Genomic DNA, 11685 nt, shown 5'->3' with positions numbered 1-11685 from the left:
CAGGGATTCAGCCGCGGGCTCCGCCGGAGACGGTGATCAGGGAACCGGCCGTGGTGTTGCCACTGGAGCCAGTGACACGGCTGACAGGTTCAGGGCGCTCCTCATTGCGCTTGGCCTGAAAAGCAGGCATGGCGGCCATCGCACCAGGACGGGTGGGATTACGGCGGCGAGCGGAAACGCCCTCCGTACCGGTCACCCGCTCACCACGGTCCCAGTCGTCGCCGGTGATCTTCAGACCGGCCGAGATGCCTTCACCGGTGACCCGGGACGTGGGACGTGCATCCTCGTCGACGCTCACGGGAGCATCGATCGGGCTGGGCTGAATTGGGGAGCGCTGAATCGAAGCACGCTGGATCGGACCGCGGGAGAGCTGGGTACCGCGGCGGTCGAAGCGGAACTGCTCGGTGCCGGTGACTTTGTCACCGGCCATGTCAAAAGGGCCGGTAATCCTGCTGCCCTGCTCGTAGCTGTTACCTGTGACGGAGCCGCTGCGTTCTCGTCCCACCTGGGCCGCCCGGGCCGGCGACTGGATGCTGAACTGCTGCCAGGGCTGGCTGCCAGCCAGTGCCTGGGGGAAATCAAGCTCCTGGCCTGAGGCGGCACCACAGGCCTCCACCAGCTGATCGTTGCCGATGTAAGGCGTGCCGGTCACCGCCTCGCAGGCGCCGCGCTCAGCGCCCGTCATCACACCACCGATGCCGGGCTGAATGCCGCTCATGCGGTTGGAACCACGCACCGGGGTGCGTTGGCGAATGTCCGAGACGGCCTTGCCATTGCAGAAGTCGCCGGCCTGCTCAAGACCGGCATAGGGAGTACCGGTAACGGCCTTGCAGGTACCCGGCTCATCCCCGGTCACGTTGGTGGACCGGCCGGTGCGAGTGCCACTCACCACCTGGGCTTTGTTGGTGACGCTGAAGCCCACCTTGGGAGCCTCAGGTGCGGGCTTGACGCCACAGAAATCTGAGTACTGCTGGCTGCCGACGTATTCATCGCCGGTCACCAAGCGGCAGCTGCCGGGTTCGTCCCCGGTGACGTGCTCACTACGGCCCACATGGGTGCCGGTGATGCCGGTGCCCCGCAGGGTGTGGAGACTGGCCACCTTGGTCGGGGCACGGCCGATCACCTGGCTCTGGTCAGCGACGTATTGCGTACCTGTGAGCTGCTTACCGGAACCGGGCTCATCGCCGGTCACCTTGCTGGAGCGACCCACCATCACGCCGGAGACGGGCTGACCACCGGTCGTCTGGCTGCGGCCCACCTTGCGGGGGCTGGGGGTCGTGCCACCGCAATAGGCGGCGGACTGATTCGCCGACACGTATTCAGTGCCCGTGACGTTCTTGCAGGTGCCGGGTTCATCGCCGGTCACCTTCTCGGAGCGACCGACCTCATTGCCGGTGACACGGTTGCCGTGGCTGGTTGCCGTGACGCGCACCTTGGCGGGCTGGGAGTTCAGGGGGCCGCTCTGACAGAAGGTCTGGAACACCTCCGCTCCCAGATATTCGGTGCCGGTGATGCTGCGGCAGGTGGCGGCTTCGTTGCCCGTGGTTTTGACGGAACGGTTGGCCTGGGTGCCGGTGACAACCTGGCCAGAGGTGGTTTCACTGACGCCCACTTTCCAGTGCGCGTCACTGGCTGCAGCCTGCTTGGCCCCATGACGGTTGGGACCCGAGGGGCGGGTGCCTCCGCTGCGACTGCTGCCGGCACTACCAACCTTGGCGCGCAGTTCACGCACCTTCTGGGAGAGCTCCCGCGCACTCATGTCGGGGTTGGCCTGGCGGGACACAGAGGCCGACGTGGTGCTCTTGGGTGCATTGGCCGACTTGCCCCGCTTGGAGAGGGCTTCGCGACGGGCCAGCACAAGGGCACGACTGGGATCGCGCTGGGCGGTGCGCTTGGGGGTCGAGCGACGCTCGGCACTTTGGCCGCCGCGGCTGCTCAGGCTGCTGAGGGCCGGTGCGGCCTGCCTGGATTCACCCTGACATTTGCAGGGTTTCTCGGCAGCAGGTGCCGGGGCTGGGGCGGCGACCTGAGCTTTCGGAGCAGCCTTAGCCAAGTCCGTGCGGGTGCGGTCGCTGGAGTTATCGGCCCGCTTGCCACGCTTCGAAAGGGCTTCGCGACGGGCCAGCACCAGATCCCGGCTGGGGTTGGCGATCGGCCGGGCCTGGCTGCGGTGGCTGGCGCCCGAAGGAGCCGAAAGGGTCCGGCTCGGAGCTACAGCCGGGGCGGGCGCTGCAGCGGCCACGGCCGGCTCTGCAGAGCCAGCGGCAGTGCGGGTTGGCCGCGCATCGTCGACCGAGCGCACCCGGCTCGGCGCTGACGTAAACCGGCTGGCGGCTTTTTTGCCACCGTTGGTGAGGGCCCTGCGGCGCTCCAGAGCTGCTTCCCGGCTGGATGTGCTGGCCATGTCCGCCCGTCGAATGGAATATCTGAAAAGGTGCTGATCCACCCGCAAGGCGAGCAGATCAGCCAGAGAACAAGAGGTGGGGTTCCGCCATCAGCAAGAACCCCCTGAAGGCCGCTGATCAGCGACCTTCAAACACCACGAAGCAAGCACCCTGGCTTTGGGTGTAGGCGTCGTAACCCACCAGACGCACGTGGTGGTCGGGATAGGCGCGGTGGCAAGCCTCCAGCTCGCTCACGATCACACCCAGATCCTTCTCGCCGAAGAAGGGCAGTTTCCAGAACGACCAATAGGTCGCCATGGAGTTGCTGGGATGGACGTGCTCAACGAGCGGGCTCCAACCCTGGGCAATGATGTAAGCAATTTGGTCGTAGATCTCGTCCTGGGTCATCGGCGGGAGGAAGCCGAAGGTCTCCAGGGTGGCGACTGTTTGGTAGTCACCCACGGTGCTCTTGAAAGGCATGGGGATCCTGTTGTGGATGGAATGGTTGAACCCTGAAGGAGAGGGCTCTTGTCGCGTTCACTGAAGAGTTTCAGGAGAGAAAGGAGGAGTCGTAAAAACGACGCCTCACTTTCTGCACCAAGGGACTTCAGTTGACGTCGAGCTTGTCGACGGTGTCGAACTCGAACTTGATTTCCTTCCAGGTCTCCAGGGCGATCGCCAGCTCAGGGCTGTGCTTCGCAGCTTCCAGAAGGATGTCGCGGCCTTCGCGCTCGATCTCACGACCGGCGTTACGGGCCTTGACGCAGGCCTCAAGAGCCACACGGTTGGCAGCGGCACCAGCAGCGGAACCCCAGGGGTGACCGTGGGTACCACCACCGAACTGCAGCACCGAGTCGTCGCCGAAGATGGCCACGAGGGCAGGCATGTGCCACACGTGGATACCGCCTGAGGCCACAGCGAACACGCCGCCCATGGAACCCCAGTCTTGGTCGAAGAAGTTGCCACGGCTGCGATCTTCGGGAACGAATGATTCGCGCAGCTGGTCGATATAGCCGAGGGTCGACTGGCGGTCGCCCTCCAGCTTGCCGACCACGGTCCCGGTGTGCAGCTGGTCACCACCAGAGAGGCGCAGGCACTTGGCCAGCACACGGAAGTGGATGCCGTGCTTGGGGTGACGGTCGATCACCGCGTGCATGGCGCGGTGAATGTGCAGCAGCATGCCGTTCTTGCGGCACCACTTGGCAAGACCGGTGTTGGCGGTGAAGCCACCGGTGATGTAGTCGTGCATGATGATGGGCTGGCCCAGTTCCTTGGCGAACTCGGCGCGCTCATACATCTCCTCAGGAGTGGCGGCGGTGCAGTTGAGGTAGTGCCCCTTCTTCTCGCCGGTTTCCTGCTCGGCCAGCTTCACAGCTTCGGCCACGAACTCGAAACGGTTCTGCCAGCGCTGGAAAGGCTGGGAGTTGATGTTCTCGTCGTCCTTGGTGAAGTCAAGACCACCGCGGAGGCACTCGTACACCACCCGGCCGTAGTTCTTACCGCTCAGGCCGAGCTTCGGCTTGATGGTGCAACCCAGCAGGGGACGGCCGTACTTGTTCATCCGGTCGCGCTCCACCACGATGCCGTTCGGCGGACCCATGCAGGTCTTGATGAACGCCATCGGGAAGCGGATGTCTTCCAGACGCAGGTTGCGCAGGGCCTTGAAGCCGAACACGTTGCCGACCAGGGAGGTCAGCACGTTGGTGATGGAGCCCTCCTCGAACAGATCGAGGGGATAGGCGATGAACGCATAGAAAGCGTCCTTGTCACCAGGAACGTCTTCAATCCGATAGCAACGGCCCTTGTAGAAGTCGAGGTCGGTGAGGAGCTCGGACCACACAGTGGACCAGGTGCCGGTGGAGGATTCAGCAGCCACAGCAGCGGCGACTTCTTCCTTGGGCACACCTTCCTGGCCGGTGCACTTGAAGCAGGCCAGCAGGTCGGTGTCGAGGGGGACGTAATCAGGAGTCCAATACGTGTCGCGGTACTCCTTGACCCCGGCGTCGTACTTCTTAGCCATGAGTGATTCTCCGGTTGGGTCGAAAAAGGTGAATGGTTGCGGGTGCCGAACGTTTCAGCGCTCAGGCCTCAAACCATTCAGTCCTTGGAACCCGTGAAACCGGCGCTGCCGTTCAGAGCAGGCTCAACCTCACGGTGGGGGCGAGCAATGATGTGAGCAGCCACGAGGCCATCACCAACGCGCTCGCATGCATCAGCGCCGGCGCGCACAGCTGCGTTCACAGCACCGGTTTCACCGCGCACCATCACGGTGACGTAACCGCCGCCGACGAATTCGCGGGCGATCAGGCGCACTTCTGCGGCCTTGGTCATGGCGTCAGCCGCCTCGATCGCGGGGACCAGACCCCGGGTTTCGATCATGCCGAGGGCGATGCCCATGGTTTCAGTTGCCATTACCTGCTCCTGGAGGAGGGGGGTGGAATGTTCGCTCGCAACCATGGTCGGCAGCCAAACCCCCCGTCAAGCCATTTGGGGCCGTCTGGCCATCACCGTTACCGCGGCTTCAGATAAGCCGCGCTGATCAGTGCATCACAAAACGTTAGGCAATGCTTGCCGATGTAGTGCTGGCAAGGGTTTTGCGGGACGCACCTCAAAGAGGATCGGCGCTGGTCACGTACGCCACTCCGCCGTAGTAATTGAGCAGCGGTTGCAGGCCCTGGCGCAGGTTGGGCAGAAGGGCGTCCTCACAGAAGACGATCACGTGGGCGTTGGCTCCCAGGCCGCTGAACCCCAACCCATCGGACACGGCGCCATGGGGCCCCCGACCGCTCACGTGTTTGATCACGGAATAGCCCGCAGCGCCGGCGGCATCGATGGCTTTGAGCACCCCGTCGAGTTCCCGCTCACTGACAATCAGATCCACACGTTTCATCGGGTCAGCCAGGAGCGGAGAGAATGGTATTAACCAGCAGCATGTACAACGGAATCCCCAAAATGATGTTGAAGGGGAAGGTGATCCCCAACGCCGTCGAGATGTAGAGGCTGGGATTCGCTTCAGGCACCGTCATCCGCATCGCCGCCGGCACAGCGATATAGGAGGCGCTGGCACACAACACCACAAACAGCAGGCCATTGCCGGGGCTCAGCTGCAGGCCCCAAACGATCAAGGCCCCTAGGAGGGCATTGAACAGGGGCATCAGCACCGAAAAGGCGATCAGGAAAGGTCCTGCCTCCCGCAGTTCCCGGATCCGCTGAGCCGCCACGATGCCCATGTCGAGCAGAAAGAAGGTGAGAGCTCCATAGAAGAGCTTGTCGCTGAAGGGCTCCATCTTGCCAATGCCGGCTGGGCTATACGCCGCCACCAGCAGGCCGATCACCAGGCTTCCCACCAGCAGAAACACCGAGCTGTTGAGGAAGGCTTCGCGCAACACCGAACCCCAGCGCATCGGCTGGGCATCCGGCCGTTTCTGGGGAGCCGCCAGCTTCACCAGAATCAGGCCAACGATGATGGCCGGGGACTCCATCAGCGCCAAGGCCGCCACCATGAAGCCATCGAAAGGTAGATTCTGGGTTTCCAGAAAGCTTTCGGCGGTGATGAACGTGACCGCACTGATTGAACCGTAGGTGGCGGCAATCGCGGCGGCATTGAAAGCATCGAACTGCAGCTGCAGCACCAGAAAGCTGATGATCGGAACCAGCAGCGACATGGCCACGGCGGCACCAATCGTGGGGAGCACCTGGCCGCCCAGCCCGCTGTGCTGCAGCTCCAAGCCCCCTTTGAAGCCGATCGAAAGCAGGAGATAGAGCGAAAAGAGCTTGGGCAAGGGTGCTGGGATTTCGAGGTCGGAGCCCACCAACACCGCTGCAACCCCGAGAAAAAAGAACAGCACCGGAGGGGTGAGCAGGTTCTGAAGGATCAGGCTTGACTCCATCCGCCGACACTCCCGTCTTCAATCGCGTTGGTGGGCTCCGAGAGGCCCGGAGCAACCGTAGGCGTGCTGCCCGCCGCCGCCCCTTGCAGCACAATGGGCTCCCCCGCCCCCTTGTGGATGCCGACCTTGGTGATCGCCAGCGGCAATCCCCACAAGGTGGCCGAAATCAGCGCCATGCTCGAGCTGGTTGAGCTGGAGGTGCTGCCCCAGCCGCCTGGGCTTGAGATCGAGGAAACCGGGGCGACCTACCTCGAAAATGCGCGGCTCAAAGCTGAGGCCGTGGCCCAGCTCACGGGCCATTGGGCCCTGGCTGACGACTCCGGCATCGAAGTGGATGCCCTGGGTGGTGCCCCGGGCATCTACTCCGCCCGCTACGCCCCCACCGACCATGAACGCATCCACCGGCTGCTGAAGGAACTGGACGATTCGCTCTACCGGGGCGCCAGCTTCCGCTCAGCGATGGTGCTGGCCGACCCCTCCGGCATCACCCGGGCCGAAGCTGAGGGCATCTGCCGAGGCCAGATCCTGCCGGCGGCCCAGGGCCATGGGCCGGGCTACGACAGCCTCTTCTACGTGCGCGAGGCGGGCAGCTCCTATGCCCAGATGGGGCCCCACCTCAAGGCCAAGCTAGGCAGTCGCGGTAAAGCCGCCCGCCAGCTGGCGCCCCAGCTGCGCCGCTTGCTGGAGCTTCCCGGCTGAGGGCCTGATCAGCGAGCGCTGCTGTTGATGTGTGCGATGGCCCGCATCGCAGCAGCGGCGGCCTCCTCCACATCCCCTTCCTTCCCAGCCAGAGTGAGACGTCCGAAGGCTCCCACGGCCTTGACATCCACCACAGTGATGTTGGAGGCCTTTTCGGCCTCGTTGGCAGCAATCAACACGTAGCCCGCGGGCTCCGTTTCGAGGATGAACATGCTCATGCCGGCCTGAATCATCGAGCCGCGGCGGTTCTGGCGGTTGATCAGCACCGCATGGTCGGGGGTGATCGCCCGGATGATCTCGGTCCAGCTCACCTCGGCGCGGCTGCGGTCCTCCTTGCGGTTGCCGATGGCTTCCAGCACCACATCACCGGAGTGGAGCACATTGCTCTGGTCGCGGTGGTAGAGCGCCAGCGAGCCGAAAGCCCGCTCCACAATCATCTGGCCGAGCCGCACCGTGCTGGCTTTGAGGGCGATATCGGTGACCCGGTGCACGGCCATACCTGGGGACACCTCCAGCCACAGGCAGGCATCGCCAGGGATCGGCAGGAAGCCCTGGCTCACCGTGCCCATGTAGGCCGCTAGCTGGGGCTGCAGGGAGTCAAGAAAGACGTAGGTGCGCAGTTCAATCGACTGCACCTGGCTCGTCTGGCGTGCCAGACGGGAGCCTTCGCTGTCGGTGGTGATCACGCAGCTGGCCCCGTCGCTGTCGGAGTCCACCTGGGTGCCGGTGATCAAGGATCCTGATCGCGGGGATCCACCAGCCGGCCTCGCCGATCCCATGCCGGTTGAAGGGCCCAACAAACTCTCCCGTCTCCGGCGGGTCGCCAGGTCTTCACGCGATGGCTGGCGGGCTGGCAAGGGAGTGTCCTTCAGGCAACTGCCCGTTCATCGGCTCAGCTACGGCTGGATCTTAACCCTGATGCCCCCACCCCTTGCCCATCGGGATGGAGCCGGTACCGTCCAGCCAACGTTGATGGGACGGGTTCATGGCCACCAGACGCACCACCTCCAGCTCCCCTGCCTCAAGCCCCAGCAGCCGGGCCAAGGCGGCCCAGGCCGAACCCATGCCCCCCGCCGACACCACTGGCGAGGCCACGATCCCCGAGTGGATGGCCCAGGCGGCCGCCCAGGGGGTGAAACCTGAACAGGCCCTGGCGTTCATTGGCCTGGGACTGATGCAGAAGATGGCCGGCTCAGGGCAGGACTTGCCCTGGATCTGGTCGGAGGCCGAAGACGGCGGCCAGGCTGATCTGGCCGCCCTGCGGCAGCGCCTCGAGCTCACCCAGCTGGCCCTGAAGACCGGCGCCCCCCTGACAACGGCAGAAGTCAGCCAGTTGCTCGGGGTGCGGCCCACCAGTGAGGCCGTGGAGCGCGGTGGCCTCAAGGCCCGCCGGCTGAGCCGCAATGTGTGGAAGCTGAGCCGGCTCGACGACACGGACAACCGCAGCGACGACGCGTTCCGTCGCCGCTTCTAAGCCGCGCCGATCAGGGGCTGGATCAGGCCAGCCCCACCAACTTCATCGATTCGGCCCACACCCCCTGGGCGGTGTCCGGGTTGCTGGCTTTGTCCGAAAGCTCCTGGCTGAATTGCTTGCCGCCCTGCTTCTGGCGGTTGCCCCAGCTCCAGTGCACCCCAGACGCGGCGAAGGCAGGGTCGGCCACCACCTGGGCCACCCGCTCACCCGCCAGGGCCTGGCTCACGTAACCGCCGGTGATGTTCTTCTGGAACCAGGGGAAGATCTTCTGGAAGGCCTTGGGGGCATTGCGGAACAGGGGCGTGTCGGCCACGCAGCCCGGATAGAGGGAGCTGAACACAAGGCCGGTGGAGGCATGCAGCCGGCGGTGCAGCTCCTGGGTGGTGATCATGTTGCAGAGCTTGCTGTCCTTGTAGGCCTTGCCGGGCTTGAAGGGCTTGCCATTGGCCATGGCGATCGGCGCCTTGAAGCCGGCCTTGAAGCCCGCCAGATCGCCGAGGTCCGCCGGGGCGGGGATCGGGATCTTGCCGCCCAGTTCCTTGGAGTTGGCGGTGACGGTGCCGAGCACCACCAGCCGCCGCGAGGGGTGGCTGGAGCGCTGCAGATCCGGCAGCAGCAGCTGAATCAGCAGGAAATGACACAGGTGGTTGGTGGCCATCGAAATCTCGTAGCCCTGGGGAGACCGCTCAGGTTGCTTGAGCCGAGGCTTGTAGACAGCGGCATTGATCACCAGGGCATCGAGCGGACGTCCCAGGGACGCCACCAGGGTTTCCACCCCCACGCGCACGCTGTCGAGGTCGCCGAGGTCGATGCGCAGGTGGCTGAGCTGCGACGAAGGAATGCCGAGGGATTCGGCGGCGGCGGCGGCCCGCACCGGATCACGGTTGGCCGTCACCACAAACCAGCCCCGATCCGCCAAGGCTTTGGCCGCATTCAGCCCAACCCCTGAGGTGGTGCCGGTGATCAGAACCGTTCCGGCGCCAGCAACGTCCGCCATCAAACCCGTCTAAACAGCGGGTCCCAACTTACGGGTTGGGCTGGCTGGCTTCAGGGGTTTGCCACACCACCCGCAGGCGGTTGGGAGCAATCCACTGGTTTTGCTCGCGGATCAGACGCTGCTCCCCCTCCACCATGAACAAATGATCAAACCGGTCACGGGCCTTGGACAACTTGGCCTGCTCCAGATCGAGCACGGCGGAGAGCTCACCCTGCCGCTCCATGCGCTCCTGGTAAGCCGAAGCCAGGCGGGCCAGGCTCACGCCCGCCACCAGCACCAGTCCCACCTTCACGGCCAGGCCAATCAGGCTGCAGAGCAGCTCCTGACGCTCGGAAGAGAGGGCTTGCAATGCTGCTGTTTCGCCTCCTGAAGCAACACGGGGCGTCAAGCGATCCAATCCCGTCGATTTGGAGACACGTGGCACGGAGCCTGCTCGTCCGGAATCACGCGAAACAGCTCCCCGAGCGGGCCTGGATGCAGCCGGCCTGGATGCAGCCGGCCTGGATGCAGAGGGGGACGGGGAGGGCATGCTGGCACCGATGGGGCAGGGCCCGGCAGGTCTTGCACGCTTCTAGCGGCCCAGCCCCCGCTTGCCAAGGGGATGGATGCGATGCCTCAAGCCTTGTAAAGACTGAAGCACAGACGAACGGCCAGCACGCCCGCATGGGCGGCCACCACCAGGGCAATCAGAATTTCGGCCTGGCTGAGTGCGGAAACCATCGGGCTGTGAACGCAACAGGATGCACCCCATTCTTTGCCCTGCGGTGGCTACGGTCCAGCCTCACACGCCCTGCTGTCACAGCTCTTGATGGCTGCTGTCTTGATGGATTCCGTGGAGATCACCGCGTCGCAAATCCGCAACCTGGATCTGGGCGGCCTGCAGCCGTGGGCCCGCCTGAACCCTGCCGAGCTGGTGCAGCAGGCCGGCGGCCTCACGCTCAACTTCGACTGGCCGCGCGCCGACGATGACCCTCGGGAGCTCTCGGAGATTCCCGAGCTGCGCCTCTGGTCGCTGCGGGCCGATGCCGAACTCCCCTGGCTGCCGCTGGTGCTGGAGCGCAGCAGCGGTCAACTCACCCGCCATGTCGCGATGCTGGTGCCCCATCACTTCAGCCGCACCGAGGGGATTCGCTTTGCGCCCGAAGCCCTGGAGCTGTGGATCACCCACCGCCTGTTCGGCCTGGATGCCTGGGCCCGCAGCCATGGGCTGCAGTGCCGCCAGGGATTGGGGCAGATGGCGGCCGTGCTCGGCTTTGAGCTGGATGCCGAGTTCTGGGCGCCGCTGCCCCCGAGCTGACATCAGCTGGGCGATCCCAACAGCAGCAACAGGGCGCGGCGGCCGCTGTCCACGGCCAGCAGCAGGGTGAGACCCCGCAGCATCCACACCAGCTGGGCATCGCTGACGCGATCGAGCCGCGCTGCCGACCAGCGGGCTGCGATGGCGGCGGTGGCACCCAGGGCCAGGCCCACCGGCAGCACCCCCCGGCCATCGAGCAGAAACGTGCTGGACGCCACCGCAGCCGAAACCAACACCGCCAAGGTGCTGAAGCGGATCGCCAGGTGGATCGGCACCCGCAGCACCTGCACCATCAGCGGCACCATCACCAGCCCACCGCCCAGCCCCAGCAGACCGGTGGCCAAGCCCGCCACCCAGCCCACCGTGGTGAGTCCGAGCTGATTGAGGTTTGGCGTCTCCACGGCCGCGAGAGCGGACTGGGGGCGGATCGTGAACGCAAGCACCCCGTACATCAGGGCCTGCAGGGCGAGCAGGTGCCAGCCCTGCAGGCCGAGGCCCACCTGGCTGAACAGGCCGGCTCCGAGGCAGGCCCCCAGCCCGATCGCCAGGCTGCCCCGGACCGGGAGACTGCGGCTGCGCAGGTGGGTCCAGGTGCCGCCCAGGGTGGTGGGCACGATCGCCAGGGTGCTGGTGGCAAGGGCCTGGTGCGGATCGAGTCCCGCCAGCAACAACAGGGGGGCAAACACCAACCCGCCGCCAATCCCCAGCAACCCCGAGAGCAGCCCCGCCAGCAGGCCCAAGGGCAGATAGGGCAACAGACTCCACAGCATCCGGGCAATCTGGGGCGATGGAGGTTCCCTCAGCATCCCCCATGCCCCAGGGCCGCCTAAAAGTAATTTCATGTCGTGCTCATGACCACGCCTCCCAGTGCGAGCATTCCCCTGATGTCGTGGCTCAGTTCCTGCTGGCCCGCGTGAACTGAGCGGTAGCCGCCGTAGCGCAGC

14 protein-coding genes are annotated in these 11685 nt (G+C 65.1%); 3 read left to right on the top strand and 11 right to left on the bottom strand.

Translation table 11 applies throughout. The annotated features are described in order from the left end of the window. Positions 1 to 7: 7 nt before the first annotated feature. From KBY57_RS11880 to KBY57_RS11855, 6 genes are all read right to left on the bottom strand, one after another. A complete protein-coding gene (locus KBY57_RS11880) occupies positions 8 to 2404 on the bottom strand; it encodes a CsoS2 family carboxysome shell protein (RefSeq protein WP_254996090.1) in 2397 nt (798 codons plus the stop codon). Positions 2405 to 2522: 118 nt separating this feature from the next. After that, on the bottom strand, positions 2523 to 2864 hold the full coding sequence (locus KBY57_RS11875; RefSeq protein ID WP_094559869.1) for a ribulose bisphosphate carboxylase small subunit: 342 nt from the start codon (positions 2862 to 2864) through the stop codon (positions 2523 to 2525). 127 nt (positions 2865 to 2991) lie between these two features. Further along, positions 2992 to 4404 carry a form I ribulose bisphosphate carboxylase large subunit gene (locus KBY57_RS11870; RefSeq protein WP_254996089.1) on the bottom strand — a complete coding sequence of 471 codons (1413 nt, stop codon included), beginning with the start codon at positions 4402 to 4404 and terminating at the stop codon, positions 2992 to 2994. Positions 4405 to 4481: 77 nt separating this feature from the next. Further along, a complete protein-coding gene (locus KBY57_RS11865) occupies positions 4482 to 4796 on the bottom strand; it encodes a BMC domain-containing protein (protein WP_190388379.1) in 315 nt (104 codons plus the stop codon). Between the two features lie 196 nt (positions 4797 to 4992). Beyond that, a complete protein-coding gene (locus KBY57_RS11860) occupies positions 4993 to 5274 on the bottom strand; it encodes a P-II family nitrogen regulator (RefSeq protein ID WP_254996088.1) in 282 nt (93 codons plus the stop codon). A gap of 4 nt (positions 5275 to 5278) precedes the next feature. Further along, positions 5279 to 6274: a sodium-dependent bicarbonate transport family permease gene (locus KBY57_RS11855; protein WP_254996087.1), complete on the bottom strand. Its 996-nt coding sequence runs from the start codon at positions 6272 to 6274 to the stop codon at positions 5279 to 5281. Positions 6275 to 6391: 117 nt separating this feature from the next. Here KBY57_RS11855 and rdgB point away from each other — a divergent pair, with 117 nt between their 5' ends. Beyond that, a complete protein-coding gene (rdgB, locus tag KBY57_RS11850; RefSeq protein WP_254996086.1) occupies positions 6392 to 6973 on the top strand; it encodes an RdgB/HAM1 family non-canonical purine NTP pyrophosphatase in 582 nt (193 codons plus the stop codon). Positions 6974 to 6981: 8 nt separating this feature from the next. Here the strand turns inward: rdgB and KBY57_RS11845 are convergent, their stop codons facing one another. Then, on the bottom strand, positions 6982 to 7752 hold the full coding sequence (locus KBY57_RS11845; protein WP_254996085.1) for a BMC domain-containing protein: 771 nt from the start codon (positions 7750 to 7752) through the stop codon (positions 6982 to 6984). A gap of 329 nt (positions 7753 to 8081) precedes the next feature. On the opposite strand from KBY57_RS11845, the gene KBY57_RS11840 reads away from it, so the two are divergent. Continuing rightward, on the top strand, positions 8082 to 8447 hold the full coding sequence (locus KBY57_RS11840; protein WP_254996158.1) for a hypothetical protein: 366 nt from the start codon (positions 8082 to 8084) through the stop codon (positions 8445 to 8447). A gap of 22 nt (positions 8448 to 8469) precedes the next feature. Here KBY57_RS11840 and KBY57_RS11835 read toward each other — a convergent pair whose 3' ends face one another. From KBY57_RS11835 to psaM, 3 genes are all read right to left on the bottom strand, one after another. Beyond that, on the bottom strand, positions 8470 to 9444 hold the full coding sequence (locus KBY57_RS11835; protein ID WP_254996084.1) for a protochlorophyllide reductase: 975 nt from the start codon (positions 9442 to 9444) through the stop codon (positions 8470 to 8472). 28 nt (positions 9445 to 9472) lie between these two features. Next, on the bottom strand, positions 9473 to 9793 hold the full coding sequence (locus KBY57_RS11830; RefSeq protein WP_254996083.1) for a hypothetical protein: 321 nt from the start codon (positions 9791 to 9793) through the stop codon (positions 9473 to 9475). Between the two features lie 266 nt (positions 9794 to 10059). Continuing rightward, positions 10060 to 10164 (bottom strand): photosystem I reaction center subunit XII, encoded by a 105-nt coding sequence (gene psaM, locus KBY57_RS11825; RefSeq protein WP_094559878.1) that lies wholly within the window; start codon positions 10162 to 10164, stop codon positions 10060 to 10062. An 88-nt stretch (positions 10165 to 10252) separates the two neighbouring features. On the opposite strand from psaM, the gene KBY57_RS11820 reads away from it, so the two are divergent. Continuing rightward, positions 10253 to 10741, top strand: coding sequence for a CRR6 family NdhI maturation factor (locus KBY57_RS11820; RefSeq protein WP_254996082.1), 489 nt, complete (start codon positions 10253 to 10255; stop codon positions 10739 to 10741). 2 nt (positions 10742 to 10743) lie between these two features. Here the strand turns inward: KBY57_RS11820 and KBY57_RS11815 are convergent, their stop codons facing one another. Then, complete coding sequence (locus KBY57_RS11815; RefSeq protein ID WP_254996081.1) at positions 10744 to 11511, bottom strand: sulfite exporter TauE/SafE family protein; 768 nt, start codon at positions 11509 to 11511, stop codon at positions 10744 to 10746. Between the last annotated feature and the right edge of the window lie 174 nt (positions 11512 to 11685).

Origin of the sequence: Cyanobium sp. Aljojuca 7D2, from assembly GCF_024346415.1 — a bacterium.
Taxonomy (GTDB): Bacteria; Cyanobacteriota; Cyanobacteriia; order PCC-6307; family Cyanobiaceae; genus Cyanobium_A.
Note: the sequence above shows the minus strand (reverse complement) of the source record. Positions and strands in the feature narration are given on the sequence as shown.

Excerpts from the sequence above, each read along its gene's own strand:
- KBY57_RS11840 (WP_254996158.1), top strand. The coding sequence starts at position 8,082 with ATGGCCCAGGCGGCCGCCCAGGGGGTGAAACCTGAACAGGCCCTGGCG.
- KBY57_RS11855 (WP_254996087.1), bottom strand. The coding sequence starts at position 6,274 with ATGGAGTCAAGCCTGATCCTTCAGAACCTGCTCACCCCTCCGGTGCTG.
- KBY57_RS11815 (WP_254996081.1), bottom strand. The coding sequence starts at position 11,511 with ATGCTGTGGAGTCTGTTGCCCTATCTGCCCTTGGGCCTGCTGGCGGGG.
- KBY57_RS11875 (WP_094559869.1), bottom strand. The coding sequence starts at position 2,864 with ATGCCTTTCAAGAGCACCGTGGGTGACTACCAAACAGTCGCCACCCTG.
- KBY57_RS11865 (WP_190388379.1), bottom strand. The coding sequence starts at position 4,796 with ATGGCAACTGAAACCATGGGCATCGCCCTCGGCATGATCGAAACCCGG.
- rdgB (WP_254996086.1), top strand. The coding sequence starts at position 6,392 with ATGCCGACCTTGGTGATCGCCAGCGGCAATCCCCACAAGGTGGCCGAA.
- KBY57_RS11880 (WP_254996090.1), bottom strand. The coding sequence starts at position 2,404 with ATGGCCAGCACATCCAGCCGGGAAGCAGCTCTGGAGCGCCGCAGGGCC.
- KBY57_RS11820 (WP_254996082.1), top strand. The coding sequence starts at position 10,253 with ATGGCTGCTGTCTTGATGGATTCCGTGGAGATCACCGCGTCGCAAATC.
- psaM (WP_094559878.1), bottom strand. The coding sequence starts at position 10,164 with ATGGTTTCCGCACTCAGCCAGGCCGAAATTCTGATTGCCCTGGTGGTG.
- KBY57_RS11870 (WP_254996089.1), bottom strand. The coding sequence starts at position 4,404 with ATGGCTAAGAAGTACGACGCCGGGGTCAAGGAGTACCGCGACACGTAT.
- KBY57_RS11835 (WP_254996084.1), bottom strand. The coding sequence starts at position 9,444 with ATGGCGGACGTTGCTGGCGCCGGAACGGTTCTGATCACCGGCACCACC.
- KBY57_RS11860 (WP_254996088.1), bottom strand. The coding sequence starts at position 5,274 with ATGAAACGTGTGGATCTGATTGTCAGTGAGCGGGAACTCGACGGGGTG.
- KBY57_RS11845 (WP_254996085.1), bottom strand. The coding sequence starts at position 7,752 with ATGGGATCGGCGAGGCCGGCTGGTGGATCCCCGCGATCAGGATCCTTG.